At 73.5% G+C, this 25403-nt stretch carries 25 protein-coding genes; 15 read left to right on the forward strand and 10 right to left on the reverse strand.

Annotated features, from left to right (window positions below; translation table 11 throughout):
• Window positions 1-55: 55 nt before the first annotated feature.
• Together ID804_RS02615 and ilvA are read left to right on the forward strand one after the other, a co-directional pair.
• Complete coding sequence (locus ID804_RS02615) at window positions 56-1216, forward strand: AI-2E family transporter (RefSeq protein ID WP_211160890.1); 1161 nt, start codon at window positions 56-58, stop codon at window positions 1214-1216.
• Entirely contained in the window at window positions 1213-2508 is a 1296-nt protein-coding gene (ilvA, locus tag ID804_RS02620; protein ID WP_169077388.1) for a threonine ammonia-lyase, read from the forward strand. The genes ID804_RS02615 and ilvA overlap by 4 nt, the downstream gene beginning before the upstream one ends.
• A 274-nt stretch (window positions 2509-2782) precedes the next feature.
• Here the strand turns inward: ilvA and greA are convergent, their stop codons facing one another.
• Together greA and ID804_RS02630 are read right to left on the reverse strand one after the other, a co-directional pair.
• Window positions 2783-3274: a transcription elongation factor GreA gene (greA, locus tag ID804_RS02625; RefSeq protein WP_169077389.1), complete on the reverse strand. Its 492-nt coding sequence runs from the start codon at window positions 3272-3274 to the stop codon at window positions 2783-2785.
• A gap of 100 nt (window positions 3275-3374) precedes the next feature.
• Entirely contained in the window at window positions 3375-3797 is a 423-nt protein-coding gene (locus tag ID804_RS02630) for a DUF4307 domain-containing protein (RefSeq protein WP_169077390.1), read from the reverse strand.
• 127 nt (window positions 3798-3924) lie between these two features.
• Between ID804_RS02630 and ID804_RS02635 the strand changes: the two genes are divergently transcribed.
• Window positions 3925-4254: a hypothetical protein gene (locus tag ID804_RS02635; protein ID WP_169076941.1), complete on the forward strand. Its 330-nt coding sequence runs from the start codon at window positions 3925-3927 to the stop codon at window positions 4252-4254.
• Here ID804_RS02635 and trhA read toward each other — a convergent pair.
• Window positions 4198-4992, reverse strand: coding sequence for a PAQR family membrane homeostasis protein TrhA (gene trhA, locus ID804_RS02640; protein WP_169077391.1), 795 nt, complete (start codon window positions 4990-4992; stop codon window positions 4198-4200). The genes ID804_RS02635 and trhA overlap by 57 nt on opposite strands.
• A gap of 86 nt (window positions 4993-5078) precedes the next feature.
• Between trhA and ID804_RS02645 the strand changes: the two genes are divergently transcribed.
• From ID804_RS02645 to ID804_RS02655, 3 genes are all read left to right on the forward strand, one after another.
• The gene (locus ID804_RS02645) at window positions 5079-5861 is read left to right on the forward strand and encodes an isoprenyl transferase (RefSeq protein ID WP_169077392.1); all 783 of its coding nucleotides are present in this window, start codon (window positions 5079-5081) and stop codon (window positions 5859-5861) included.
• Window positions 5862-5878: 17 nt separating this feature from the next.
• Window positions 5879-7009, forward strand: coding sequence for an aminotransferase class V-fold PLP-dependent enzyme (locus ID804_RS02650; RefSeq protein WP_169077393.1), 1131 nt, complete (start codon window positions 5879-5881; stop codon window positions 7007-7009).
• 144 nt (window positions 7010-7153) lie between these two features.
• Window positions 7154-8533 (forward strand): PhoH family protein, encoded by a 1380-nt coding sequence (locus ID804_RS02655; protein ID WP_169077394.1) that lies wholly within the window; start codon window positions 7154-7156, stop codon window positions 8531-8533.
• Between the two features lie 82 nt (window positions 8534-8615).
• Here the strand turns inward: ID804_RS02655 and ID804_RS02660 are convergent, their stop codons facing one another.
• Window positions 8616-8915, reverse strand: coding sequence for a helix-turn-helix transcriptional regulator (locus tag ID804_RS02660; RefSeq protein WP_169077395.1), 300 nt, complete (start codon window positions 8913-8915; stop codon window positions 8616-8618).
• A gap of 163 nt (window positions 8916-9078) precedes the next feature.
• Here ID804_RS02660 and ID804_RS02665 point away from each other — a divergent pair, with 163 nt between their 5' ends.
• The 3 genes from ID804_RS02665 to ID804_RS02675 are packed head-to-tail and all read left to right on the forward strand — an operon-like array spanning window position 9079 to window position 13192.
• Window positions 9079-10401, forward strand: coding sequence for a proton-conducting transporter transmembrane domain-containing protein (locus tag ID804_RS02665; RefSeq protein WP_169077396.1), 1323 nt, complete (start codon window positions 9079-9081; stop codon window positions 10399-10401).
• Window positions 10398-12872, forward strand: coding sequence for a putative inorganic carbon transporter subunit DabA (locus ID804_RS02670; protein WP_169077397.1), 2475 nt, complete (start codon window positions 10398-10400; stop codon window positions 12870-12872). Before ID804_RS02665 ends, ID804_RS02670 begins: the two co-directional genes overlap by 4 nt.
• Window positions 12869-13192 (forward strand): P-II family nitrogen regulator, encoded by a 324-nt coding sequence (locus ID804_RS02675; protein ID WP_169077398.1) that lies wholly within the window; start codon window positions 12869-12871, stop codon window positions 13190-13192. The genes ID804_RS02670 and ID804_RS02675 overlap by 4 nt, the downstream gene beginning before the upstream one ends.
• Before the next feature lie 87 nt (window positions 13193-13279).
• On the opposite strand, the gene ID804_RS02680 is transcribed toward ID804_RS02675, so the two are convergent.
• The 5 genes from ID804_RS02680 to xseA all read right to left on the reverse strand — a co-directional run bounded on the left by ID804_RS02680 (window position 13280) and on the right by xseA (window position 17634).
• Window positions 13280-14683 carry a class II fumarate hydratase gene (locus tag ID804_RS02680; RefSeq protein WP_169077399.1) on the reverse strand — a complete coding sequence of 468 codons (1404 nt, stop codon included), beginning with the start codon at window positions 14681-14683 and terminating at the stop codon, window positions 13280-13282.
• Between the two features lie 45 nt (window positions 14684-14728).
• Window positions 14729-15370, reverse strand: coding sequence for a carbonic anhydrase (locus tag ID804_RS02685; protein WP_211160891.1), 642 nt, complete (start codon window positions 15368-15370; stop codon window positions 14729-14731).
• Between the two features lie 70 nt (window positions 15371-15440).
• Window positions 15441-16082 carry a DUF4245 domain-containing protein gene (locus ID804_RS02690; RefSeq protein ID WP_169077400.1) on the reverse strand — a complete coding sequence of 214 codons (642 nt, stop codon included), beginning with the start codon at window positions 16080-16082 and terminating at the stop codon, window positions 15441-15443.
• A 10-nt stretch (window positions 16083-16092) separates the two neighbouring features.
• Complete coding sequence (locus ID804_RS02695) at window positions 16093-16329, reverse strand: exodeoxyribonuclease VII small subunit (RefSeq protein WP_169077401.1); 237 nt, start codon at window positions 16327-16329, stop codon at window positions 16093-16095.
• A 45-nt stretch (window positions 16330-16374) separates the two neighbouring features.
• Window positions 16375-17634, reverse strand: coding sequence for an exodeoxyribonuclease VII large subunit (xseA, locus tag ID804_RS02700; RefSeq protein WP_169077402.1), 1260 nt, complete (start codon window positions 17632-17634; stop codon window positions 16375-16377).
• Window positions 17635-17719: 85 nt separating this feature from the next.
• On the opposite strand from xseA, the gene ID804_RS02705 reads away from it, so the two are divergent.
• The 5 genes from ID804_RS02705 to ID804_RS02725 all read left to right on the forward strand — a co-directional run bounded on the left by ID804_RS02705 (window position 17720) and on the right by ID804_RS02725 (window position 23170).
• Window positions 17720-18643 (forward strand): ATP-binding cassette domain-containing protein, encoded by a 924-nt coding sequence (locus ID804_RS02705; protein ID WP_169077403.1) that lies wholly within the window; start codon window positions 17720-17722, stop codon window positions 18641-18643.
• Window positions 18640-19488, forward strand: coding sequence for an ABC transporter permease (locus tag ID804_RS02710; protein WP_169077404.1), 849 nt, complete (start codon window positions 18640-18642; stop codon window positions 19486-19488). Before ID804_RS02705 ends, ID804_RS02710 begins: the two co-directional genes overlap by 4 nt.
• Before the next feature lie 107 nt (window positions 19489-19595).
• Window positions 19596-20621: a 4-hydroxy-3-methylbut-2-enyl diphosphate reductase gene (locus ID804_RS02715; RefSeq protein ID WP_169077778.1), complete on the forward strand. Its 1026-nt coding sequence runs from the start codon at window positions 19596-19598 to the stop codon at window positions 20619-20621.
• Between the two features lie 69 nt (window positions 20622-20690).
• On the forward strand, window positions 20691-21881 hold the full coding sequence (locus tag ID804_RS02720) for a sensor histidine kinase (protein ID WP_169077405.1): 1191 nt from the start codon (window positions 20691-20693) through the stop codon (window positions 21879-21881).
• An 11-nt stretch (window positions 21882-21892) separates the two neighbouring features.
• Window positions 21893-23170: a hypothetical protein gene (locus ID804_RS02725; RefSeq protein WP_169077406.1), complete on the forward strand. Its 1278-nt coding sequence runs from the start codon at window positions 21893-21895 to the stop codon at window positions 23168-23170.
• Window positions 23171-23176: 6 nt separating this feature from the next.
• Here the strand turns inward: ID804_RS02725 and fbaA are convergent, their stop codons facing one another.
• Entirely contained in the window at window positions 23177-24205 is a 1029-nt protein-coding gene (gene fbaA, locus ID804_RS02730; protein WP_169077407.1) for a class II fructose-bisphosphate aldolase, read from the reverse strand.
• Between the two features lie 157 nt (window positions 24206-24362).
• Between fbaA and glpX the strand changes: the two genes are divergently transcribed.
• Complete coding sequence (glpX, locus tag ID804_RS02735; RefSeq protein WP_169077408.1) at window positions 24363-25355, forward strand: class II fructose-bisphosphatase; 993 nt, start codon at window positions 24363-24365, stop codon at window positions 25353-25355.
• The last annotated feature ends 48 nt before the right edge of the window (window positions 25356-25403 follow it).

A 25403-nucleotide genomic window follows, 5' to 3' on the forward strand; every position in this document is an offset into this window, starting at 1 on the left:
GGCGGCCGCCGGACGCATCCGCCGCCGCGCATGACCCCGCTCGTAGACTGGGGCGATGTTCCGACGACTGCGCGACGTGCCCGCCGAGTCGACGACGCTGCGCGCGGAGGACGTGCCGCGGGGCATGCGCATCGCCGGCGCCTACGCGTGGCGGCTGCTCGCCCTCGCGGGCGTCGCGGGCGTGCTGATCTTCCTCGTCATGCAGCTGAGCCTGCTCGTCATCCCGCTCTTCGTCGGCGTGCTGCTCGCGGCACTGCTCGGCCCCTTCGTCGGCTGGCTGCGCCGGCACCGCGTGCCCAACGGCCTCGCCGCGACGATCGGCCTGCTCACGCTGCTGGGCGTCATCGCGGGGCTCGTCTGGCTCGTCGTGACGCAGATCCGCTCCGGCATGGGCGATCTGCGCGAGCGCTCGGTCGAGCGCTTCGACGAGCTGCTCGGCTGGGTGTCGTCGACGTTCGGGCTGTCGCAGAGCGAGATCCAGGCCTCGATCGACGAGTTCTTCGGGCAGTTCGACCTCACCGACGACTGGTTCGTCAGCGGCGCGCTGTCGATCGGCGCGACGACGGCCGACATCCTCACCGGCGCAGCCCTGGCGCTCTTCGCCCTGCTGTTCTTCCTGCTCGACGGCCGCCGAATCTGGCTCTTCGTCGTGGGGCTGTTCCCGCGCACCGCGCGCGAGGCGGTCGACGGCGCGGCGAGCGCGGGCTGGCGCACCGTCACCGAGTTCGCGAAGGTGCAGATCTTCGTCGCCTTCGTCGACGCCGTCGGCATCGGGCTGGGCCTGGTGATCCTGCAACTGCCCCTCGCTCTGCCGATCGCGGTGGCCGTCTTCCTCGGCAGCTTCGTGCCGATCGTCGGTGCGATCGTGACGGGCTCGCTCGCCGTCATCGTCGCCCTCATCTACTCGGGCCCCGTGACGGCGCTCATCATGCTCGGCATCGTGCTGCTCGTGCAGCAGATCGAGGGCAACGTGCTGCAGCCGCTCGTCATGGGCACCGCGATCAAGGTGCACCCGCTGGCCGTCGTCGTCGCGGTCGCAGCGGGAGGCTTCCTCGCGGGCATCCCCGGCACGCTCTTCGCGGTGCCGATCGTGGCGTTCCTCAACGTGTTCGTCCGGTACATTGCGTCGGGGGCCTGGCGATCGACGCCCGCTCCGCTCGCGCTCGGTGCGGCCGCCCCGCCGCCCGTGCCACCCCGCTCAGAGAGGTCTCGATGACCGATACCGCCGCCGTGCCCGTGGTCGCCGCGACCCCCGCGGCGGATGCCCTGCGCACGCCGCTCGCCCTGCCGGGGCCGACCCTCGCCGAGGTCGAGGCCGCGCGCGCCATCGTCAGTGCGGTCGCCGAGGTCACCCCCCTGCAGAGCTCGCGGCACCTTGGCGCGATGCTCGGAGCCCCGGTGTTCCTGAAGACCGAGAACCTGCAGCGCACCGGCTCGTACAAGATCCGCGGCGCCTACCACCGCATGTCGAAGCTCAGCGACGAGGAGCGCGCGCGCGGCGTCGTCGCGGCGAGCGCGGGCAACCACGCCCAGGGCGTCGCCTTCGCGGCCGGCGAGCTGGGCATCCGCGCCACGATCTTCATGCCGGTGGGCGTCGCCCTGCCGAAGCTGCAGGCGACCCGTCATTACGGAGCCGAGGTCGTGCTCGTCGGCGACACCTTCGACGAGTCCCGCCGTGCGGCCCAGCAGCACGCGGCCGAGACGGGCGCGGTGTTCATCCCGCCCTTCGACCACCCCGACGTCATCGCCGGTCAGGGCACGCTGGCGCTCGAGCTGCTCGACCAGGTGCCCGACCTGCAGACGGTCGTCGTGCCCATCGGCGGCGGCGGACTCGCGGCCGGCGTCGCGACCGTGCTCAAGCAGCGCGCGGCGCTCGAGGGTCGCAGCATCCGCGTCATCGGCGTGCAGGCCGCGAACGCCGCCGCCTACCCGCCCAGCCTCGCGGCCGGTGAGCCGACAGCGGTCGCCGTCACCCCGACGATCGCCGACGGCATCGCCGTCGCCAAGCCGGGCGCCCTGAACTTCGCGATCATCCGCGAGACCGTCGACGAGGTCGTCACGGTCGACGACGACGACATCGCGCGCGCCATGCTCGTGCTGCTCGAGCGCGCCAAGCTCGTCGTCGAGCCCGCGGGCGCCGTCGGGGTCGCCGCGATCATGACCGGCCGCATCGCGCCCGAGGGCACGACCGTCGTCATCCTCTCCGGCGGCAACATCGACCCGCTCGTCATGGAGCGCGTCATCAGCCACGGCCTGGCCGCGAGCGAGCGGTACCTCAAGCTGCGCATCCCGCTGCCCGACCGACCGGGCCAGCTCGCGCGCACGAGCGAGATCGTCGCCGCGCAGAACGCCAACGTCGTCGAGGTGCTGCACACCCGCCACGGATCGGGGCTGCAGATCAGCCAGGTGGAGCTCGAGCTGCACATCGAGACGCGCGGGCCCGAGCACGCCGAGCAGGTCATGTCGGCGCTGCGCGAGGCCGGCTACGACCCGCGGCGCACGCTCTAGCCGCGCGCGTAGCGCTGCTTGGCCCGCGTTCGACCCGCGCCGCGCGCGTCATGCGACGCGCCCGCGGTGGGTGCCTGACTGCCACAGCGTGCGATTCCGACACGAGCGTGCGAAGAAGCGCACGTCTTGGGCGGAACGGCACGGCCCCATAGGCCGGCAGAGCGGAACGGCACGGCCCCATAGGCCGGCAGATCGGGCGCCCGCCACCGCGCGCGGCCCGCAGACGACGACGGCGCCCGCCCCTCCAGGGGAGCGGGCGCCGTCAGGGCCGCCGCTACGGGCGGTAGGTCTGCACGTCGACGATCTCGACGTCGATCTCGCGGCCGTTGGGCGCGGTGTAGGTGGTGAACTCGCCGATCGTGAGCCCGAGGATCGCCGCGCCGAGCGGGCTCTGCTCGCTGTAGACGTCGAGGTCGCTGCCGTCGGCGAGGATCTCGCGACTGCCGAGCAGGAACTTCTCCTCGTCGCCGGCGACCTTCGCAGTGACGACGGTGCCGGGCTCGACCACGTCGGTCGCCTCGGGAACCTCGCCGACCGTCGCGGTACGCAGCAGCTCGGTGAGCTGGCGGATGCGCGCCTCGATCTTGCCCTGCTCGTCCTTCGCGGCGTGGTAGCCGCCGTTCTCCTTCAGGTCGCCCTCCTCCCGCGCGGCCTCGATGCGCTTGGCGATGTCGGCGCGGCCCGTCGTGGAGAGGTGCTCCAGCTCGGCGGTGAGACGGTCGTGGGCCTCCTGCGTCAGCCACTTGGTGCCGCTGGTGTCGCTCATGGGTGGTCCTTCCGTGCCGAGGGGCCGCGGCGTCGAGGCCGGGCGGTGAACAAAAGGAACCGGCCGCACGGGCCGGTTCCTCAGGTTGGTTCCGTGGATTCTACGGAAGCCAGCAGCGGTACGGCAAACCCGTCACGGGAGGCTCCGCGGTGCGCACCGTCTCCTCGAACACGCGCGTGAAGCGGTCGGAGGCGCCCAGGTCGACGACCTTCCAGCCGACGATGCCGAAGCTGCCGTTGAGGGCCTGCAGCGCGCACGACACTTCTGTGCCGGGCTCGACCGAGACCTCCCAGCGCACCTGGATCGACGTGTCGGTGGCCTCGCTGTAGCCGAGCTCGCGCACCTCCAGGGAGGCGTTGGTGCCCGAGAGCCCGCCCCAGATCACCCAGGCGGCGAAGACGACGACGAACGCGATCGCGGTGCCGATGACGAGCAGGCGCGAGCGGCGCTGCGCGGTCGGCGTGCGGCCGTAGCGGGCGTCGAGCCTGGCCTGCGTCGAGTGCGGCGCGGGGGAGTCGGTCATCGCGGGCGGGGCATCCTGTCTGCTCACGGGAACGGGCCGATAGTCTTTACTCCACGCTACTGCGCGGCGCTGAGCGCCGACCGCACCGGCAACCGCCCGGCCGTCCACTCGCTTCGAGGAGCACCCCGTGACCTGGCTGTCCTCCCTCGCCCCGCTGACCGTCGGGCCCGGCCCCGTCGACGACCCGAGCGACCCGCTGATCCCGCCGATCGAGGTCGATCCGAACCTCGTCACTCCCGGCATCGCGGGCTTCATTGCGATCGCGCTCGTGACGGTCGCCGCCATCCTGCTCATCATCGACATGAGCCGTCGCGTGCGTCGCGTGCGCTACCGCGGCGAGGTGCGCGAGCGTCTCGAGGCGGAGGCCGCCGAGGCCGAGCTCGCCGCCCGCGCCGGCGGGTCAGCCGCCGAAGGGCGGGTCGAGGGCGATGAGCAGGATCCCCGTCCAGTGGCATAGGAAGGCCACCACCGTCAGGGTGTGGAAGATCTCGTGGAACCCGAACACGCCGGGCACGGGGTTGGGCCGCTTGAGGCCGTAGACGACGGCGCCGACCGTGTAGGCGAGGCCGCCGACGATGACGAGCACCATCATGGCGACGTTTGCGGCGAACAGGTCGCCGAGGTACAGCACCGCGGCCCAGCCGAGCAGCACGTAGAGCGGCACGTACGCCCAGCGCGGCGCCGTGATCCAGAACACGCGGAAGCCGATGCCGAGCACCGCGCCCGACCAGACCAGCACGAGCAGCAGGATGCCCTTCTCCGGCGGCAGCGCGAGGGTCGCCAGGGGCGTGTACGTGCCGGCGATGAGCAGGAAGATGTTGGCGTGGTCGAGCCGCTTGAGCATGACCCGCATCCGCTCGGTCCAGGTGAAGCGGTGGTAGGTCGCCGAGATGCCGAACAGCAGCAGCGACGACAGCACGAACACGGCGCTCGACCAGCGCGCGGCGGGCCCGTCGCCGAGCGCGATGAGCACGAGACCGAGCACGATCGCGAGCGGGAAGGTGCCCGCGTGGATCCACCCGCGCCACAGCGGCTTGCCCTCGACGGGCGGGTGCGCGAGCTCGTCCTCCAGCAGGGGCAGATTGGGGATGTCCGCGGCCGGCTCGCGATCGACCGCCGCTTCGCGCGCGGTCTCGGCGGGGTTCGCGCCCGAGGTGGCGCCGGCGTTCGGGTCGGGGGTTGCGCGGGAGGCCATGGCTCCACGCTACGCGCGCGGCATGCCCGCCGCGGAATCCCTTGGCCCCCGGGGACAACTCGCGGCCGGTCGACTACCGTTGGCCTGTGCGTTCGACGAGAATCCCCGCTGGCAGCGGGCTGCTCTACGAGCTGTACATGCGGCGGCTGCGCAAGCAGCTGGCCGGCACCACGCACCCTCGCCACGTCGCGATGATCATCGACGGCAACCGGCGCTGGGCCCGGCAGTTCGGCGGCACGACCGAGCACGGGCACCGCGCGGGCGCCGAGAAGATGCGCGAGTTCCTGACGTGGTGCGACGAGGCCGGCATTGGCGTGGTGACGCTCTACCTGCTGTCGACCGACAACCTCACCGGCCGCGACGAGGCGGAGCTCACGGCCCTCACGCGCATCATCGCCGAGCTCGCCGACGAGCTCTCGCACGTGCCCGGCTGGCGCGTGCAGCACGTCGGCAGCCGCGAGGGCCTGCCCGACACCCTGCTCGCGGCGCTCGACGCCGCGGAGGCGCGCACCGCCGACGACCGCGGCCTGCACATCAATCTCGCGGTCGGCTACGGCGGTCGCCGTGAGATCGCCGACGCGGTGCGCTCGATCGTGCACCACCACGCCGAGCGCGGCGGCACCCTCGACGAGCTCGCCGAGCAGGTCACGCCGGAGAAGATCGCCGAGCACCTCTACACCGGCGGCCAGCCCGACCCCGACCTCGTGATCCGCACCTCGGGCGAGCAGCGCCTGAGCGACTTCATGCTGTGGCAGAGCGCCCACAGCGAGTTCTACTTCGTCGAGGCCCTCGGCCCCGACCTGCGCGAGGTCGACTTCCTGCGCGCCCTGCGCGACTTCGCCCGACGCCAGCGCCGCTTCGGCGCCTGACCCGAGAAGGCACCCCCATGCCCACGATCGACGAGTTCGCCGCCCGCTTCACGGAGGAGCCCGGCTACCTCAACTTCCCCTCCTTCGGCCCGCTGGGCGAGGCGGCGCTCGAGGAGCAGCGCGCGCAGAGCGAGCTCATGACGCGCGCCCGCTTCGGTTCGGTGCCGTCGATGGAGGCGGAGGAGGAGCGGGTGGATGCGGCCGTCGCCGCCCTGCTGGGCATGCGGCCCGATCAGGTCGTCTTCCAGCCCTCCACGAGCCAGGCCCTCATGCACGTCATGTTCGGCGTGACCGGGGGCATCGCCGCGGCGACGGAGGAGTTCCCGTCGATCGGCTACGGCATCGCGCGCGCGGCCGAGGCGCTCGGCGTGCTCGTGCCGCACGTCATCACGCCCGACCACGAGCGCATCACGCCCGCCGTCGTGCGCGACCAGATGGCGAGCTCGGTCGTCGCGGTCGCGGTGAGCCTCGTCGACTACCGCACCGGTCACCTCGTCGATCTCGAGGGTATCCGTCAGGTCATCGGCGACCGCCTGCTCATCGTCGACGCGATCCAGGGACTCGGGGCCGTGGAGGCGCCGTGGGAGCTGTGCGACGTCATCGTCTCCGGCGGGCAGAAGTGGCTGCGCGCCGGCTACGGCACGGGCTTCCTCGCGCTCAGCGACCGCGCCGCCGAGCAGCTCACCCCCGTGTGGTCGGGCTGGAACGCGATCGGCGAGCCCTTCATCGACGGCCCGCGCCACGACATCGTCGCGCCCGACCGCTCGGCGCGCGGGTTCCGGGTCGGGTACGCCGACCCGATCGCGCAGGCGCGCCTCGCGGGTGCGGTCGAGGAGCTCACGGCGGTGGGGGTCGGGCCGGTGCGGCAGCGGATCCTCGAGCGAGCATCCGCCATCATCGACCTCGCCGACGAGGTCGGCCTGCCTGTCGTGTCGCCCCGCGACGACGCCGAGCGCGCCGGCATCGTCGCGCTCGAGCCCGCCCCCGAGCAGCTGAGCCTGCTGAGCGCGGCCCTGCACAACCACGGTGTCTCCACGACGGTGCGCGGCGGCCGCGTGCGGCTGGGCCCGCACGTGTCGACGACCGACGAGACGCTCGAGCTGCTGCGGGCGGCGTTCGTCGAGTACCAGTCGGCCGCGCGCGTGTGACCATTCCGTGTCGCGCGCGTGTCGCGCCGCGCGGAGGTCGAGGGCGGGTCTAGCGTCAGCGCCATCGGGCACCTCGCCCGGTCGGGACGGCCTCGGAATCGTCTCGCGAGCCCCCGGCCGTCTCGCAGCGACTATGGTCCGGGGATGCCCGCGCTCCCCGGGGACGGAGCACCGGTGGCCTCTTCCCGCACTACTCGCCAGGCAGCATCCAGCAGCGCGACGTCGGGGGAGGTGGGGCAGCGCACCTACGTGCTCGACACGTCGGTGCTGCTGAGTGATCCGAAGGCCCTGTTCCGGTTCGCCGAACACGCCGTCGTCATCCCCGTCGTCGTCATCGGCGAGCTCGAGGCCAAGCGGCACGACCCCGAGATCGGCTACTTCGCGCGGCAGGCGCTGCGCAATCTGGATGACCTGCGCGTGCAGCACGAGCGCCTCGACTTCCCCATCGCGGTGGGCGACGGCGGCTCGCTGCGCGTCGAGCTCAACCACTCCAACCAGTCGGTGCTGCCCTCGGGGCTGCAGCTGGGGGACAACGACTCGCGCATCCTCGCCGTGGCGATGAACCTCGCGAGCGAGGGCCTCGACGTCGTCGTGGTCTCGAAAGACCTGCCGATGCGGGTCAAGGCCTCGTCGATCGGTCTCGCCGCCGAGGAGTACCGCGCCGAGCTCGCCGTCGACTCCGGCTGGACGGGCATGAGCGACGTCTCACTGTCGGCCGAGCAGATGGCGACGCTCTACGAGCGCGAGACCATCGAGTCGTCGGCCGTCGCCGAGCTGCCGATCAACACCGGGCTCGTGATCCACTCCGACCGCGGGTCGGCGCTCGGCCGTGTCATCGACAAGGGCCGCGTCGGGCTCGTGCGCGGCGACCGCGACGTCTTCGGCCTGCACGGCCGCTCGGCCGAGCAGCGGCTCGCGATCGACCTCCTCATGGACCCGCAGATCGGCATCGTCTCGCTCGGCGGCCGCGCCGGCACCGGCAAGTCGGCGCTCGCCCTCTGCGCGGGCCTCGAGGCCGTGCTCGAGCGGCAGCAGCAGCGCAAGATCATGGTGTTCCGGCCGCTGTACGCGGTCGGCGGGCAGGAGCTCGGCTACCTGCCGGGCGACGCGAGCGAAAAGATGAACCCCTGGGCGCAGGCGACGTTCGACACGCTCTCGAGCGTCGTGTCGCAGAACGTGCTCGACGAGGTCATCGACCGCGGGCTTCTCGAGGTGCTGCCGCTCACGCACATCCGTGGCCGGTCGCTGCACGACGCCTTCGTCATCGTCGACGAGGCGCAGTCGCTCGAGCGCAACGTGCTGCTGACGGTGCTGTCGCGCATCGGGCAGAACTCGAAGGTCGTGCTCACGCACGACGTCGCCCAGCGCGACAACCTCCGCGTCGGCCGGCACGACGGCGTCGCGAGCGTCATCGAGACGCTCAAGGGCCACGGGCTGTTCGGGCACATCACGCTCACGCGCAGCGAGCGCAGCGCGATCGCCGCGCTCGTGACCGATCTGCTCGAGGGCAACGAGCTCGCCTGAGGCGGGCATCCGCTCGATGGTGCGGCGCTCGCCCTGCGGGGCGGGCGCCGCTCCTCGTTCGCGGGCCTCGTTCGCCGGGCGGTCAGCTGTCGGCGGGCCGGTCGCGGCGAGACTGCGCGACGGCCGCGAGCAGCTCGCCGAGCGTGTGGTCGCCCTCGACCCGGTGGCGCAGGCTCGCGTCGCCGTTGACGGTGTAGCGGTTGCGGCGGCCGTCGCGCTCCTTGACGAGGTAGCCGCCCTCGACGAGCTCGGCGATGATGCGCTGCGTGGCGCGCTCGGTGATGCCGACGAGCTCGGCGATCTCGCGCATGCGCAGCTCGGGGTCGGCGGCGAGGCACACGAGCACGTGGGAGTGATTGGTCAGGAACGTCCACTCGGCCACCAGCCCACTGTAGGGCGCGAGTCCGGCGATCGTCCGGAAGCGCGCGTGGCGGAGCTCGAACGCGCACGGGGCGCGGAGCGAGCCCTAACCCGACATCCGAAACGCGACACGAAACACACGAACTACATTACGTGTATTGTGTGACGCGTAAGGAGGTTCGCCCATGCCACCCGCACCGCCGATCAGCCTCGAACCGCTCTCCGTGCTCCTGCTCGTGCTCGTCGCCGGCATCGCCCTCGCGGTGCTGCCCTACGCGCACCGCTCGCTGCGCGGCGACCGCCGCGGACGCTCGACCACCGTCGCGATCGCGGCGATGCTCGTCTCTACCGCCGTGCTCGCCGTCGCCGATGCTCCGTGGCTGATCGCCGCCGCCTGGAGCGCCGCGACCCTCGCCACGCTCGCCGCCCTCGGCCTCGGCGGCGGAGCGGCCGCCGTGCGCCGCGCCGCCCCCTGGCTCGTCATCGGCGACCTCGCGCTCTGGGGGGCCGTCGCCGCGATCGCGGCGGGAGGGCGCGGCGACCTCGCGGCCGTCCTGCTCGTCGTCGCGGCGGGCATCCGCTGCGCCGCCCCGCCCGCCCACGGCTGGCTCGTCGACTCGCTGCACGCCCCCACGCCCGTCAGCGCCGCCCTGCACGGCGGCATCGTCAACGGCGGCGGCATCCTGCTGCTGAGCCAGCTGCCGGTGCTGCAGGCGAGCCCGCTCGCGCTCGGCCTGCTCGCCGCGCTCGCCGCCGTCGCCGTCGTCGCCGGCACGATCGGCGCCCTCGTGCGCACCGACGTCAAGGGCCGCCTCGTGCTCTCGACCGTCGCGCAGATGGGGTTCATGCTGCTCTGCCTCGCGCTCGGCCTCGCCGCCGCGGCCGCCCTCCACCTCGTCGCGCACGGCTTCTACAAGAGCGCGCTCTTCCTCGGCTCGAGCGACGGCATCGACCGCCGCGCCGCCGACCGCCGCGCGCCCGCCGCGCTGCGCCTCACGGCCGCCGGCCGTCGGGTGCGGATGCTCGTCGGCGCGCTGCCCGCCGTGCTCGCCCTCGTCGTCACCGCGCTCGCCCTCTACCCGGGCGGCCGCGGGCTGCCCGAGGCGCTGCTGCTGCTCGTCATGGCCGCCGCCGTCGCGACCGCCGGATACCGCGCCGCCCTCGCCGCGCGCACCCTGCCGCACGCGCTCGGCGTCGGAGCCCTCGCCGCCGCCGGCGCCACCGCGTTCGCCGCGCTGACCTCGGCGCTCTCCGGGGCGCTCGCGCTGCCCTCCGGGGGTGCCGCGGCCGGTGGCGCCGCCGTGCCGCTCGTGCTCGCCGTGCTCACGATCGCGGCCCTCGCCGGGCTCGCCGCCGTGCGGGGCACGGCGCCCTCGGGGCGGCTCGGGCTGCGCATCCTCGCCCTCGGCCACCGTCTCGGCGGGCCCGGTCTCGTCGGCCGCCCCCGCTCGCGCCCCGCCGCCTCCCGCACCGCCGGTTCGCGCTTCCCGATCGGAGCCTCCGCATGACCAGCCTGCTGCCGACCACCGCGCGCATCCTGCGCGCCCGCGCCGACGCCGAGATCGCCGCGAGCGTCATCGCGCCGTACTACGGCCTTGACGCCGCGATCGCCGTCAACCCCGTGCTGCCCTCGCTGCGGCAGGGGATGCCCGCGGCGCTCCGCGACGCCGCCCCCGCCCTCGGGGCGCGCGGCGGCGTGAGCGAGCAGTGGGCCCGCGAGCGCTTCGACGCCGGGCGCATCTCGCGCACCGAGCTCGCGCGCGCCCTGCGGGAGCGCCTCGACGCCGACCACCCGGCGGTCGGCGAGAGCGACGCGACCCTCGTGGCGCGGTTCCTCGCCGGCGCGGGGGCGGTCGCCGAGCCGCCGGTCGCCGACGCGGTCGCCGACGCCGCGGAGCAGGCCGCGCTCGGTGTCGACGAGCGCGTGACGTCCTGGTGCCGCGCCGCGCTCGCCCCCGAGGCCGCCGCCTGGCCGGTGCCGGTCGCCGAGCTCGGCTTCTACGGCGCCTGGCGCGCCGTCGCTGCCACCGACCTCACGCTGCCCCGCGAGGCTCGGCGGCGCATCGAGCAGGCGCCGCTCGCGGCCGATGCCGCGCTCGCTGCGGCACTCGAGGCGAGCGGCCTGCCGCAGGCCGACCGCGCCGAGGCCCTGCGGCGCGAGCTCGCCCGCACGCCCGGCTTCACCGCCCACGTGCGCTGGCTCGCCGAGACGCGCGGCGACGTCGAGATCGTCGACCTGCTCGCCGTGCGGCTGACGCTGCGCCTCGCGCTCGACGCACCGCTGCCGTCGCCCGCCGCGACGCTCGCACGGCCCCGTCGGCCCCGACGCGACGAGCTCGGGCTCGACGCCGTCGACCGCGCCCTCGTCTGGCAGAGCGCGCTCGAGGCCCGCGTGCACGGCCGCCTGCTGTCGCGCGTGCGCCCCGAGCCGCCGACCCCCGCCGCGTCGCCGGCTGCACACCTGGTCTTCTGCATCGACGTGCGCAGCGAGGGCATCCGCCGCCACCTCGAGCAGCAGGGCCCCTACGCGACCTCGGGCTTCGCCGGGTTCTTCGGCATCGCCGCGGAGGTTGAGCCGCTCGCCGCCTCCGCCGCCTCCGCGGCGTGCCCCGTGCTGCTCAGCCCGCGCTACCGCGTGAGCGAGCGGCCCGTGCCGGGTGCCTGGCGCGGCGCGAAGGGCCTCGTCGACCGCCTCGCCGGAGGCCGGGCGTGGCGCTCGGCGCTGAAGGCGCCGGACGCGGTCGCCGGTGCGCCGCTCGGCTGGGCCGAGATGACCGGGTGGCTGTGGGGTCCGGTCGCGGCGACCCGCAGCATCCTCGCCGGCGCCGCAGGCCGCGATCGCCGACCCGACGAGCCCGCGACCGCCCCCGCGACCCTCTTCGACGTCGACTCGGCGCTCACGATCGACGACCAGCTCGACACCGCCGAGGTGATCCTGCGCACGATGGGCATGACCGCGCCGGATGCCCCGCTCGTGGTGCTCGTCGGCCACGGCTCGACGACCGTCAACAACGCCTTCCGCACCGCGCTCGACTGCGGCGCCTGCGGCGGCCACCGGGGCGCGCCGAACGCCCGCATCGCCGCGGCGATCCTCAACAGCGAGGCGGTGCGCGCCGGGCTCGCCGAGCGCGGCATCGTGATCCCCGCCGAGACGGTGTTCCTCGCGGGCGAGCACGACACCGTGAGCGACGCCCTGCGCATCGTCGACGCCTCGGCGCTGCCCGCCTCGCGCCGGGGCGAACTCGACACCCTGCTCGCCGACGCCGCGCGCGCCGCCGACGCCCTGCAGCGCGAGCGCGCTGCCGAGCTGCCGGGCGCCGCTCGGCGCGGCGGTCGCGGGCGGGCGCGCCTGGAGCGCCGCGGCCGCGACTGGGCGCAGGTCTACCCGGAGTGGGGCCTCGCCCGCAACGCGGCGATCGTCATCGGGCCCCGCTCGCGCACCGCCGGGGTCGATCTCGAGCGCCGAGCCTTCCTGCACTCGTACGACCCGGTGGCGGATGCCGACGGTCGCGCCCTCGAGACCATCCTCACCGCGCCGCTCGTGGTCGCGCACTGGATCAACGCCCAGTACTACTTCTCGGCCGTCGACCCCGACGTGCTCGGCGCCGGCTCGAAGACCGTGCACAACCTCGTCGGCGGCGCGGGCGTGCTCGCCGGACCGGGCGGCGACCTGCGCATCGGCCTGCCCTGGCAGTCGATCGGCACCCGCGCCGGGCTGCACCACGAGCCGCTGCGCCTGCTGGCCGTCGTCGACGCGCCCCTGCCGCGCATTGACGACATCATCCAGCGCGCCGACATCGTCGCCGACCTGGTGTTCGGCGACTGGGTGCTGCTCGTCGCCCCCGGCGCCGAGCCCGGCACCTGGGTGCGCCGCACCCGCGAGGGCTGGCAGCCGTACGCGCTCGATGCGAGCATGCACACCGAGGAGGGCGCGCCCGGCGCTGCTCCGCAGACCACCGACCGGAAGGAGGCGGCATGAGCCGCGACTCACTCACCCGCATGACCAAGATCGAGGTCGTCGCGCGCACCGCCGACTCCGACGCGGTGCGCCGCCAGATCGTCGCCTCCGGAGCGACCGGCTACACGAGCCTGCCCGCCGTGACCGGCCTCGGCCACCACGGCGCCCACGAGGGGCGCGCGCTGTTCAACGACCGCGACGCGCTCACCCTCACGATCACCGTCGTGCCCGACGACCGCGCCGACGACCTCATCGACGGCCTGCGCTCGCTGCTCGAGCGCTCAACGGGCGTCATGTTCGTGAGCGACACCTACGTGAGCCGGCCGCACTACTTCAGCTGAGCGCGGCGCGAGCCGAGCATCCGCGAACCGGAACGGCGCCCGCCCCGAGAGCCGGGGCGGGCGCCGTTCGCGTCAGGCGAGTGCGGCCTACAGGCCGGGCGACGTCATCGAGAGCACGTCGAGCAGCTCGTCGAGCTGCTGCTCGGTGACCTCGCCGCGCTCGACGAAGCCGAGGTCGACGACGGCCTCACGCACCGTGATGCCCTTCGCGACCGAGTGCTTGGCGACCTTCGCGGCGGCCTCGTAGCCGATGACGCGGTTGAGCGGCGTGACGATCGACGGCGACGACTCGGCAAGGGCGCGAGCGCGCTCGACGTTCGCCTCGAGGCCCACGACGGTCTTGTCGGCGAGCACGCGCGTCGAGTTCGCGAGCAGGCGGATCGACTCCAGCAGCGAGGTGCCCATGACCGGAATGGCGACGTTCAGCTCGAACGAGCCCGAGGCGCCCGCCCAGGCTACGGTCGCGTCGTTGCCGATGACGCGCGCGCACACCATGAGCACGGCCTCCGGCACGACCGGGTTCACCTTGCCGGGCATGATCGACGAGCCGGGCTGCAGGTCGGGGATGCTCAGCTCGGCGAGACCCGTGTTGGGGCCCGAGCCCATCCAGCGCAGGTCGTTGCAGATCTTCGTCAGCGACACCGCGATGACGCGCAGCGCGCCGCTCGCCTCGACGAGGCCGTCACGCGCGCCCTGCGCCTCGAAGTGGTCGAGCGCCTCGGTGATCGGCAGACCGGTCGAGGCGGCGAGCTCGGCGATCACCTTCTGCGAGAAGCCGAGCGGGGTGTTGATGCCCGTGCCAGTCGCGGTGCCACCGAGCGGCACCTCCGCGACGCGCTCGATCGTCGCCTGCACGCGCGCGATGCCGAGGCGGATCTGCCGGGCGTAGCCGGCGAACTCCTGGCCGAGCGTGACCGGGGTCGCGTCCATGAGGTGGGTGCGGCCGGCCTTGACCACGGTCTTCCAGAGCTCGGCCTTCTCCTCCAGGGCGCCGGCGAGGTGCTCGAGCGCGGGCACGAGGTCGGCCATCAGCGCCTGCGTGACGGCGAGGTGCACCGAGGTGGGGAAGACGTCGTTCGACGACTGGGAGGCGTTGACGTGGTCGTTGGGGTGCACGGCGAGGTCGTCGGTCGACGCGAGCGTCGCCAGCACCTCGTTCATGTTCATGTTCGAGCTCGTGCCCGAGCCCGTCTGGTACGTGTCGACGGGGAAGTGCTCGTGGTGGCTGCCGGCGATGATCTGGTCGGCGGCGGCCACGATCGCCTGCGAGCGGGCTGCGTCGAGGATGCCCAGCTCGGCGTTCACGATCGCGGCGGCGCGCTTGATCTGCGCGAGGGCGACGATCTGACCCGCCTCGAGCCCGGTGCCCGAGATGGGGAAGTTCTCGACCGCGCGCTGCGTCTGCGCGCGGTACAGGGCGCTGCGCGGCACGCGCACCTCGCCCATCGTGTCGTGCTCGATCCGGTAGTCCAGCTCAGCGTTGTCGCTCACAGCGATGCGCTCCTTCTCGTGAGAGTGCGGGGGTCGGCGCGCCGGTCAGATCTGGCCGACGACGATGTCGGGCACTGCTCGACCCTCGAGCAGGCGGTAATTGGCACCGACGATAGCCAGGGTACCGGCGGCGACGGCGTCGCTGATCAGCTCGCTCGCGGCCAGCAGCTCGCCGACGGTGTCGCGCAGGTGCTCGCGCCCGACGACCTGCGCGTCGAGTTCGGCGGGGTCGGTCGTGCCGGCGGCGAGCAGGCAGCGGTCGACCGCGGGCACGATGCGCTCGACGAGACCCTGGATGTGCGGGGGCAGCGGCGGAGCATCCGCCCCTCGGGAGTCGATCGCCGCCCGCACCGCACCGCACTCGTCGTGGCCGAGCACGAGGATCAGCGGCACGCCCAGCACGCCGACCGCGTACTCGAGCGAGCCGACGACGCTGCTGGAGATCACCTGCCCGGCGTTGCGCACGACGAAGAGGTCGCCGAGGCCCTTGTCGAAGATGATCTCGGCCGCCAGGCGCGAGTCGCTGCAGCCGAAGAGGGCCGCGTGCGGCGCCTGCGAGGAGGCCAGCTCGTTGCGCCGCTCGACGTCCTGTCGCGGATGCGCGGGCTCACCGGCGACGAAGCGGGCGTTGCCGCGCTCCATCTCGCGCCACACGTCGGCGGGGGTGCGCTGCTCGATCGGCGGCATGGCGGCTCCGGGAGGCGTCAGAGGTGGAGGGCGGGGCTCCACGGCCCCCGACCTGCGAGCCTACGCCCGCTCAGCGGCCCGGTGTGTCGAGCTCGTCGGCGATCGCTGTGGCGAGCTGCGCGAAGTCGGCGTCGCTCGCGGTGCCGTACAGCACGACCGTGCTCGACCCGGCGTCGGTGACGAGCGCGTAGGCGCGATTGCCGATCTCGTCGACGTCGCGGCGATCGAAGGCGCGCCACTCGCGCCCGCCGATCTCGACGACCTCGCCGTCGCCGTTGGGCCCGCGCAGGGCGTCGTCGAGCCACGTGGGGTTCGCGTCGAAGCCCTGCAGCAGGCCGATGAAGCGGTCGTCGGCGGTGATGAGGCCGACGTACCACTCCTGCACCTCGCCGTCGCCGCCCAGGTCGGCCCGGTTGGCGTACCAGCCCTCGGGCAGCGCCGGCGCGACGACGGACTGCCCGAGCCCGGCCTCGGCCTGCTCGGCGGTCGCGGCGTAGTCGACGCTCTCGGGCGTCGGATCCTCCCGCACCGTCACGACGATGAGGAACAGCACGATGAGCAGCGAGGCGCCGATCGACAGCAGCAGGTTCTTCGTCGACTGGTTGGCGCGGCGCTTGGCCCGGTTGGCGGCGACGCGGGCCGCGCGCTCCTCGTCGGTCTCGGGGCGACCGAGCTCGGCGACGATCGGGCGGCCGGTGACGGGGTCGGTCATGGGCGGATGCTCAGCCCTGGCCCGCGGCGGAGCGTGCGGCGTCGAGGCGCTCCTTCGCGCCGATCAGCCACTGCTCGCAGCGGCGCGCGAGCGCCTCGCCGCGCTCCCACAGGGCGATCGACTGCTCGAGCGTGGCGCCGCCCTGCTCGAGCTCGGTGACCACGCGCACGAGCTCGTCGCGCGCCTGCTCGTACGACAGGGCGTCGACGTCGGTCGCGGCGTCGGCGGTGGGGGTCACGTCAGTCATGGTACGAGCGTCTCTCTGTCGAGCGGGTGGGTGCGGGGTGCGAGGTCACCGAGCGGGGTCGCCGACGGCGGGCAGCGCCGCGCCCGCGGTCGCCGCGAGTCGCCCGGCGGCGAGCGTGAGCACGAGCGCGTCGCCCGCGCTCGCCTCGGCCGGGTCGCGCAGCACCTGGCCCTCGCCGCGCTGCACGATCGCGTACCCGCGGTCGAGGGTGTGCTGCGGCGAGAGGGCGCGCAGCTGCCGGCGGCGCTCCTCGACCTCCTGGCCAGCGCGCTCGAGCCGACGCTCCGTGAGCTCGACGCCGCGCGCGACGAGGCGCACGAGCTCGTCGGCGCGCTGGTCGATGATCCAGCCGGGCGCGGCGAGCGAGGGCCGGGAGCGCACCTGGGCGATGCGGTCGATCTCGGTGCCGATGAGGCTCGTGACGCGCGAGAGCATGCGCGAGCGCACCTGCTGCACGCGCGCGAGCTCGTCGGCGACGTCGGGCACGACGCGCTTGGCGGCGTCGGTCGGCGTCGAGGCGCGCAGGTCGGCCACGTCGTCGAGCAGCGGCCGGTCGTTCTCGTGCCCGATCGCGCTCACGAGCGGGGTCTCGCAGGCCGCCGTGGCGCGCACGACGGCCTCGTCGCTGAACGGCAGCAGGTTCTGGAAGTCGCCGCCGCCGCGGGCGACGATGATGACGTCGACCTCGGGGTCGGCATCCAGCGCCCGGATGCCCGCCACGAGCTCGCCGACGGCCCGCTCGCCCTGCACCGCCGAGTGGTGCACCCGGAACCGCACGGAGGGCCAGCGCAGCTGCGCGTTGCGCAGCACATCCTTCTCGGCGTCGCTGTCGGCGCCCGTCACGAGGCCGATGCAGTGCGGCAGGAACGGCAGCGGCTTCTTGCGCGCCGCGTCGAAGAGCCCCTCGGCGCGCAGCTGCTGGCGCAGCCGCTCGAGCCGCTCGAGCAGGTCGCCGAGGCCGACGCGGCGCATCTCGAACACCTGCATCGTGAGGCTGCCGCCCTTGACCCACCAGTTGGCCTTGACGAGCGCGACGACGCGGTCGCCCTGGCCGAGGCCGTCGGGCAGCTTCGCCCGCACGCTCGACCACACCGTGAACGACACGGTGGCGTCGACGGCGAGGTCTTTGAGCTTGCCGTAGACGTTGCCGCCCGAGACGCCCCACTGGGTGATCTCGCCCTCGACCCACACGCTGCCGAGCCGGTCGATGTAGCCCTTGATCTTCTGCGACAGCTCGCCGACGGGCCACGGGGCATCAGCCGTCGAGGGAGCGGCGGCGGGTGCGCTCGACGCGGTCTCGCTCATGCCCCTCCTTGCTTCGTTCGGCGGCCTCCGCCAGGGTAGTCGACGGCACCGACGGCCGTCGGGCCGAGCGGAGAGTCGAGGAACCATGCCGTCATCCACACCCCTGGAGGTGTCGCGCCTGACGAAGGTCTACGGCCCCGTCACGGCCCTGCACGACGTGAGCTTCACCGCGCAGCCGGGGCGCGTGACGGGCTTCCTGGGCCCGAACGGCGCGGGCAAGACCTCGACGCTGCGCATCCTGCTCGGCCTCAACCGCCCCACCTCCGGCAGCGCCACGATCGCGGGCGTGCCGTACCGCGCGCTCGAGCGGCCCCTGACCCGCGTGGGCGGCTCGCTGTCGAGCGACGTGTTCCACCCGGCGCGCTCCGGCCGCGACCACCTGCGGGTCGTGGCGCTCGCGGCGGGCATCCCCCTGCCGCGCGTGGACGTCGTGCTCGAGCAGGTGGGGCTGCAGCACGCGGCCCGGCGCCCCGTCGGGGGTTACTCGCTCGGCATGCGCCAGCGGCTCGGCCTCGCCGGAGCCCTGCTCGGCGACCCCGACGCGCTCGTGCTCGACGAGCCCATCAACGGCCTCGACCCCGACGGCATCCGCTGGATGCGCGGTCTGCTGCGGGCGCTCGCCGACGAGGGCCGCACGGTGCTGCTGTCGAGTCACGTGCTGAGCGAGGTGCAGCAGACGGTGGATGACGTGGTCGTCATCCGGCACGGACGCATCGTCTTCGACGGCGCGCTCTCCGATCTCGAGCAGGGCACCGCGCGCGTGCGCGTCGACGTCGCACCCGGCGATCGGGCGGCGCTCGCCGCAGCGCTGACCGCCGCGGGCGCGGGCGTCGAGGCGGGCGAGCACGGCCTCGTCGTGGTCGGCCTCGACGCGCGCCGCACGGGCGAGGTCGCGCGCGACGCGGGGCTCGCGCTCACGCACCTCAGCGACGAGGGCGACGGGCTCGAGGCGATCTTCCTGCAGCTCACCGCCGACGAGTCCGCCAGCGCCGAGGGGAGCGCGGCATGAGCGCGCTCGGCCGCGCCGTCGCCTCCGAGTTCGCGAAGGTGCTCTCGCTGCGCGCCTGGTGGCTGCTCGGTCTCGTGCTGCTGCTCTACATCGCGGTCACCGCGGCGGGGCTCGCCTTCTTCCTCAGCGACCTCGGTGCGCAGCTCGGCGCGGCGGCGGGCCCCGGCGCTCCGGTGCTCGACGCGGTGACGACGGCGAACCTCGTCTACTCGAGCGTCACCGCGGTCGGCCTCGTGATCCCGCTGCTGTTCGGCGCGCTGCTCGCGACGACCGAGTACCGTCACCGCACGCTCACCCCGACCGTGCTCGCCCAGCCGCGCCGCGGCGTCGTGCTCGCGGCGAAGGCCGTCGTCGCGCTCGTCATGGGCGCGCTCTACGGCGTCATCGGCCTCGCCGGCTCGGTCGGCGCCGGCGCCCCGACCCTCCTGGCTGTGGGCGAGCAGGCGGCCCTCGACGAACCGGACGTGCTCACGGTGCTCGCCCGCACCCTGCTGGCGACGGCGCTGTGGTCGCTGCTCGGCCTCGGCCTCGGTGCGCTGCTGACGAGCCAGATCGCGGCGATCGTCATCGTGCTGGCGTTCACGCAGTTCGTCGAGCCGATCCTGCGGCTCATCGCCGGCATCAGCGAGCCCACGGCCGCGATCGCGCGCTTCCTGCCCGGGGCGGCGACCGACGCGCTCGTCGGCGCGGGCATCCTCAGCTCGCTCGGGGCGATCGATCCGAGCGTGCCCAACGCGACGGCGGATGCCCTGCTGTGGTGGCAGGGCGGCCTCGTGCTCGCCGCCCTCGCCGTCGTCCCGGTGGTCGTCGCGGCCCTCACGACCGCCCGGCGCGATGTCGAGTAGCCGGAGCCCGCTCGCGCTCGGCGAGCGCCCACCCGCGCCCTCGTAGACTGGCGCCCGTGAGCAGCATCACGAACGGCGCCCTCGGCGCGACCCTGACCGCCCCCGTCGTGCCCGAGCGACGCGAGCGGCTCGTGCCGACCGCCGTCGACGGCCCGCGCCGCGTGCTGCTCGCCGCGCCCCGCGGCTACTGCGCCGGCGTCGACCGCGCCGTCATCGCCGTCGAGAAGGCGCTCGAGCAGTACGGCGCCCCCGTCTACGTGCGCAAGCAGATCGTGCACAACGTGCACGTCGTGAGCGAGCTCGAGAAGCAGGGCGCGATCTTCGTCGACGAGGTCGACGAGGTGCCGGAGGGCTCGCACATCGTGTTCTCGGCGCACGGCGTGAGCCCGGCGGTCGTGCAGGGCGCCGCCGATCGAGGGCTCGCCGCGATCGATGCGACGTGCCCGCTCGTGACGAAGGTGCACCGCGAAGCGGTGCGCTTCGCGAAGCAGGACTACCGCATCCTGCTCATCGGTCACGCGGGCCACGAGGAGGTCGAGGGCACGATGGGCCACGCCCCAGAGCGCACGATCCTCATCGGCACGCCGGAGGAGGCCGACACGGTCGAGGTGCCCGAGAGCGACACCCTCATCTGGCTGTCGCAGACGACGCTGAGCGTCGACGAGACCATGGAGACCGTGCGGCGCCTGCGCGCGCGGTTCCCGCACCTGCAGGATCCGCCGAGCGACGACATCTGCTACGCCACCCAGAACCGACAGGTCGCCATCAAGAAGGTGGCACCGGATGCTGACCTCGTGATCGTCGTCGGCTCGGCCAACTCCTCCAACAGCGTGCGCCTCGTCGAGGTCGCCCTCGAGTACGGCGCGAAGGCCGCCTACCGCGTCGACTACGCGAGCGAGATCAAGCAGGAGTGGCTCGAGGGCGTCGCGACGGTCGGCGTCACGAGCGGCGCGAGCGTGCCGGAGGTGCTCGTGCAGCAGGTGCTCGCCGACCTCGCCGACGCCGGCTTCGCCGACGTCGAGGTCGTCAAGACGGCGGAGGAGGACCTCATGTTCTCGCTGCCGAAGGAGCTGCGCACCACGGCGAGCGGCGAGCAGGACGCTCGCGCGCTCGGCGGCCGCACTCGAGCCTGAGCACCGCTCGCCCGGCCCGGCAGTAGTCTGCGAGGGCAGCGCCCCCACGGGCGCGCCTCGGGAGGGAAGATGCCCGGCATCGCACTGCCGCGCGACATCGCGTCGGCGGTCGTCGTGCGCGGCTTCGCGACGGCACAGCGCGCGATCGTCGTCGTGGCAATGCTGCTCACGGTCGTGCCCGTCACCGTCACCGTGCTCGACCGCGGGGGCTCGGTGCCGCACCTTCTCGTCGCGGTCGCCTGCCTGCTCGTCACCGCCGGTCTTGCACTGCAGCTGCTGCTCGCGCCCAGCGTCGGTCGCGCCGTGCTCTTCCTCGTCGGCGGCTCGGTCGTCTCCTCGGTGTACGCCGTCGCCCTGCTGCGGTCGGGCGCCGACCTCACCGAGCCGGCGCCGTTCCTCGTCAACCGCATCGCCGTCGCGCTGCTGATGGTCGGCGCCCTCAGCGCCAGCGCCCGCGTGGGGCTCGTGTGGACCGTGCTCGGCTTCGCCGCGGGCGAGCTCTCGCTCATCGTCGGCTTCGCCCTCGCGGGGGAGGCCGCGCCCACTGGGGTCGCTCCGTTCCTCGCGCTCGCCGTCGTGCTCGCCGTGTACGGGGCCTTCGAGATCGGCGGCCGCCGGCTGCGCAGTCAGCTGGCCGACATCGGCGCGCTCCAGTCGGAGCTCGCGGAGGTCGAGCATCAGCGCGAGCTCGAACGGCGCGCCTCGCGCATCGTGCACGACACCGTGCTCGCCGACCTCGCGATCGTCGCCGCTCGCTCGGGCCCCGTCGACGGGGCGGCGCGAGCGCGCCTCGAGCGCGACGTCGCGGCCGCCGCCGCCGGCACGGTCGCGCTGCGGGGAGCGGGGGCCGCGCCCGCCCGCTCGAGGGTCGGCGACGAGCTGCTCGACCTCGCTCGCGACTACCAGTGGAGCGGCGTGCGCATCGACATCTCCGGTTTCGACGCACTCGACGCGGAGGTCGACGACGACGTGCGCGAGGCCGTCATCGGTGCGACGCGCGCCGCGCTCGACAACGTCGTGCGGCACGCCGGCGCCGACCGGGCCGAGGTCGTCGTCGGGGTGCGCGACGGCACGCTCTCGGTGCTCGTCGTCGATGACGGCATCGGCTTCGCCGCCGACGACGTCGACCCCGACCGCCTGGGCGTCCGTTCGTCGATCGATGAGCGCGTGCGCCGTGTCGGGGGCGCCGTGCGCGTGTGGTCGGGCGACGAGGGCACGACCGTCATGCTGACCGTGCCGGCTCGAACGGGCGCATCATGAGAGGCGCAGCGATGCGAGCACCGCGCACGCCCCGCAGCGCCACGGGCGAGCGGCTCGGCTCACTGTGGTCGGCCGACCCGCTCAGTTGGCTCGCCACGCGGTGGCTCGCCGCCGGGTGCGCGATCAGCGCGGTGCTGCTGGCGGTGGTGATGCTCGTGCTGTTCGCCGGCAGCTCGGCGCGCCTGCCCGTGCAGATCGCCGCGCTCGCCGTGTCGACCGCCGCGTTCGCGCTCGTGCACGTCGCCACGCGCCCGCACCGCGGCGGGCTGCCCGAGTCGACCGCGTGGGCCGCACTGGCCCTGTCGCTCGCGGGCGTCGGCCTCTCGGCGGCGGGCTACGTCGGCCTGGACTTCCGCGTGCAGTTCTGGTGGGCGCCGGTGAGCGTCTCACTGCTGCTCATCGCGCTCACCCCTTTCTCGACGGCGGCGCAGGTGGCCCGCTACGGCGCGGCGTCGTTCGTGGTGTGCGGCGGCCTCGCCGTCGGGCTCGCCTCGACCGGCACCCTGCAGTGGCCGATGCTCGTCATCATCTACCTCGTCGAACTGCAGATCGTGATCGCGACGGTGGGCTGCATCGTCTTCACCACGGTCGTCACGCGCCTGCTGCGCGGCTGGAACGAGCGCCCCCTGCCGGCCGTCGCGACAGGGCCCGAGCCCGAGCCCGATCCTGATGCGCGGCGCGAGCCGAACGAGGCCGACGACCGCGCGGAGTCCGCGCGCGCCGAGCTCGCCGCCCGCGTCGATGAGGCCATGTCGGCGCGGCTCGCGGCGCCGCTGCAGCTGCTGCGGGGCATCCTCGATCGGGGCGTCGTCGAGCCGGAGGATCAGCGGCGCGCGCTCGAACTCGCCGCCGCGCTGCGCGCCGACCTCGTCGCGCAGGCCGACGCCACGTGGCTCGACCGCCTCGTCGACGGCCAGCCGGTGCGGGTCGTCGATCCCGAGCGCCTTGCCGATCGCCTGAGCCTGCCGCAGCGGTCGGCGCTGCGCGCGATGCTGGATGCCCTGCTCGCGCACCCCGCATCGGGCTTCGTCGAGGGCCGCATCGAGCTGCTGCCCGCCGATCGCGGCACCGTGGCCGTGGCGCTGCGCATCGTGACGACACTGCCGGAGGGCCGCCGCGAGACCTTCCTCGCGCCGTACTACGTCACGCTGCAGACCGTCGTGAACGGCATCCGCTGGCGCAACGGCACCGCGCTCGAGGTCGACTTCGAGGTGCCCGTCGCCGAGGCGACGAGCCGGCCGGTCGTGCAGCGCTCACCAGCTCCGAGCCCGCAGCGACCGACCGGCTGAGGTCGACTAGCGGCCCGAGTGGCCGGCCGAGCCGAGCTGCTGCGTGGCCTCGACGACGCGCTTCGCCATCGCCGACTCGGCGAGCTTGCCCCAGGCGCGCGGGTCGTAGATCTTCTTGTTGCCGACCTCGCCGTCGACCTTGAGCACGCCGTCGTAGTTGCGGAACATCGTGTCGGCGATCGAGCGCGTGAACGCGTACTGCGTGTCGGTGTCGATGTTCATCTTGATGACGCCGTTGCGCACCGCCTCGGCGATCTCGGCGTCGGTCGAGCCGGAGCCGCCGTGGAAGACGAGGTCGAGCGGCAGGGCATCCGTGCCGTACTTCGCTTGGATGCCGTCCTGGATCTCCTTCAGGAGCTCGGGGCGCAGCTTGACGTTGCCCGGCTTGTACACGCCGTGCACGTTGCCGAAGGTCAGGGCAGCCATGTAGCGGCCGTGCTCGCCGAGGCCGAGCGCCTCGACGGCCTGCGTCACGTCGCCGAGCGTCGTGTAGAGGGCGTCGTTCGAGCCCTCGTGCTGCACGCCGTCCTCCTCGCCGCCGACGACGCCGATCTCGACCTCGAGGATGGCGTTGATGTTCTTCACGCGCGGCAGCAGCGTCTTCGCGATCTCGATGTTCTCGGCCAGCGGCACGGCCGAGCCGTCCCACATGTGCGACTGGAAGATCGGGTTGCGCCCGGCCTTGACCTCGGCCTCGCTCGCCTCGATGAGCGGCATCACGAAGCCGTCGAGCGCGTCCTTCGGGCAGTGGTCGGTGTGCAGCGCGACGGTGACGGGATAGTTCTTCGCCACCTCGGTCGCGAAGGCCGCGAAGGCGAGGGCGCCCGAGGCGCGGGCCTTGACGCTCTGCCCGGCGAAGTAGTCGGCGCCGCCCGTCGTGACCTGCAGGATGCCGTCGGAGCCGGCCTCGGTCAGGCCCTGCAGCACCGCGTTGATCGTCTGCGACGACGAGACGTTGATCGCGGGGTAGGCGAAGCCGCCCTTCTTGGCCTTGTCGAGCATCTCGGCGTACTGCTCGGGGGTTGCGACGGGCATGGCGCTCCTTTGCGGGATGGGGCGGTGGTGGATGTCGACGCCAGTCTAGCGACGGGCTCCGCCACGCCGACGGGCCGCGCGCTAGGGTGGGAGCGCGCTGTCTACCACCCGGCGCGTCCGTCATCGCAGCCCGCCACGACTCGAGAGGACGCCACTCATGGTGACCACGCAGACCGGTTCGCTCTACCTCCAGCCCGACCGCAACCTCGCCATGGAGCTCGTGCGGGCGACCGAGGCCGCCGCGATCCGCGCCACCCCGTTCATCGGCAAGGGCGACAAGAACGCCGCCGACGGTGCCGCTGTGGATGCGATGCGCAAGTTCCTCGGAACGGTCAACTTCTCCGGCGTCGTCGTCATCGGCGAGGGCGAGAAGGACAAGGCGCCCATGCTCTTCAACGGCGAGGAGGTCGGCAACGGATACGGCCCCGCGTGCGACATCGCCGTCGACCCGATCGACGGCACCTCGCTCACCGCGGCGGGCCGCTCGCACGCGATCTCGATGCTCGCCGTCGCCGACCGCGGCTCGATGCTCGACGCCTCGAGCGTGTTTTACATGGAGAAGATCGTCACCGGCAGCGAGGGCATCGGCGTCGTCGACATCCGCCAGTCGGTGGGCGAGAACATCCGGGCGCTCGCGAAGGTCAAGGGCAAGCCGGTGGAGGAGATGCGCATCGCGGTGCTCGACCGGCCGCGCCACGAGGGGCTCATCGAGGAGATCCGCAGCGCCGGTGCCGGCACCCGCATCATCCTCGACGGCGATGTCGCCGCGGGCATCAACGCCGCCCGCCACGACTCGCGCATCGACATGGCGATCGGCATCGGCGGCAGCCCTGAGGGGGTCGCGACGGCCTGCGCCATCCGCGCGCTCGGCGGCTTCATCCAGGGCCGTCTCGCGCCGGGCTCGCAGGAGGAGATCGACCGGGGCCTGGCCGCGGGCCTGAAGTTCGACCACGTCTACGAGGCCAACGAGCTCGTGCGCAGCGACAACACCTTCTTCGTCGCCACGGGCGTCACCGACGGCGAGCTCGTGCGCGGCGTGCGCCGCCAGGGCGACATCATCACGACCGAGTCGATCGTGCTGCGCTCGCGCTCGGGCACCGTGCGCCGCGTCGTGGCCGACCACCTCGCCTCGAAGTGGCTCGACTTCTGAGCCGCTGACGCTGACGGCGAACGCGACCGCGCGGCCTCGTGCGGCGGG

This window comes from Microcella alkalica, assembly GCF_014595885.1.
GTDB classification, from domain to species: domain Bacteria; phylum Actinomycetota; class Actinomycetes; order Actinomycetales; family Microbacteriaceae; genus Microcella; species Microcella alkaliphila_B.

Bases quoted from the DNA above. Each gene is read 5' to 3' on its own strand.
- ID804_RS02615 (WP_211160890.1), top strand. From the start codon at position 56: ATGTTCCGACGACTGCGCGACGTGCCCGCCGAGTCGACGACGCTGCGC.
- ilvA (WP_169077388.1), top strand. From the start codon at position 1,213: ATGACCGATACCGCCGCCGTGCCCGTGGTCGCCGCGACCCCCGCGGCG.
- greA (WP_169077389.1), bottom strand. From the start codon at position 3,274: ATGAGCGACACCAGCGGCACCAAGTGGCTGACGCAGGAGGCCCACGAC.
- ID804_RS02630 (WP_169077390.1), bottom strand. From the start codon at position 3,797: ATGACCGACTCCCCCGCGCCGCACTCGACGCAGGCCAGGCTCGACGCC.
- trhA (WP_169077391.1), bottom strand. From the start codon at position 4,992: ATGGCCTCCCGCGCAACCCCCGACCCGAACGCCGGCGCCACCTCGGGC.
- ID804_RS02650 (WP_169077393.1), top strand. From the start codon at position 5,879: ATGCCCACGATCGACGAGTTCGCCGCCCGCTTCACGGAGGAGCCCGGC.
- ID804_RS02655 (WP_169077394.1), top strand. From the start codon at position 7,154: ATGCCCGCGCTCCCCGGGGACGGAGCACCGGTGGCCTCTTCCCGCACT.
- ID804_RS02665 (WP_169077396.1), top strand. From the start codon at position 9,079: ATGCCACCCGCACCGCCGATCAGCCTCGAACCGCTCTCCGTGCTCCTG.
- ID804_RS02670 (WP_169077397.1), top strand. From the start codon at position 10,398: ATGACCAGCCTGCTGCCGACCACCGCGCGCATCCTGCGCGCCCGCGCC.
- ID804_RS02675 (WP_169077398.1), top strand. From the start codon at position 12,869: ATGAGCCGCGACTCACTCACCCGCATGACCAAGATCGAGGTCGTCGCG.
- ID804_RS02685 (WP_211160891.1), bottom strand. From the start codon at position 15,370: ATGCCGCCGATCGAGCAGCGCACCCCCGCCGACGTGTGGCGCGAGATG.
- ID804_RS02690 (WP_169077400.1), bottom strand. From the start codon at position 16,082: ATGACCGACCCCGTCACCGGCCGCCCGATCGTCGCCGAGCTCGGTCGC.
- ID804_RS02695 (WP_169077401.1), bottom strand. From the start codon at position 16,329: ATGACTGACGTGACCCCCACCGCCGACGCCGCGACCGACGTCGACGCC.
- xseA (WP_169077402.1), bottom strand. From the start codon at position 17,634: ATGAGCGAGACCGCGTCGAGCGCACCCGCCGCCGCTCCCTCGACGGCT.
- ID804_RS02705 (WP_169077403.1), top strand. From the start codon at position 17,720: ATGCCGTCATCCACACCCCTGGAGGTGTCGCGCCTGACGAAGGTCTAC.
- ID804_RS02710 (WP_169077404.1), top strand. From the start codon at position 18,640: ATGAGCGCGCTCGGCCGCGCCGTCGCCTCCGAGTTCGCGAAGGTGCTC.
- ID804_RS02720 (WP_169077405.1), top strand. From the start codon at position 20,691: ATGCCCGGCATCGCACTGCCGCGCGACATCGCGTCGGCGGTCGTCGTG.
- ID804_RS02725 (WP_169077406.1), top strand. From the start codon at position 21,893: ATGCGAGCACCGCGCACGCCCCGCAGCGCCACGGGCGAGCGGCTCGGC.
- fbaA (WP_169077407.1), bottom strand. From the start codon at position 24,205: ATGCCCGTCGCAACCCCCGAGCAGTACGCCGAGATGCTCGACAAGGCC.
- glpX (WP_169077408.1), top strand. From the start codon at position 24,363: ATGGTGACCACGCAGACCGGTTCGCTCTACCTCCAGCCCGACCGCAAC.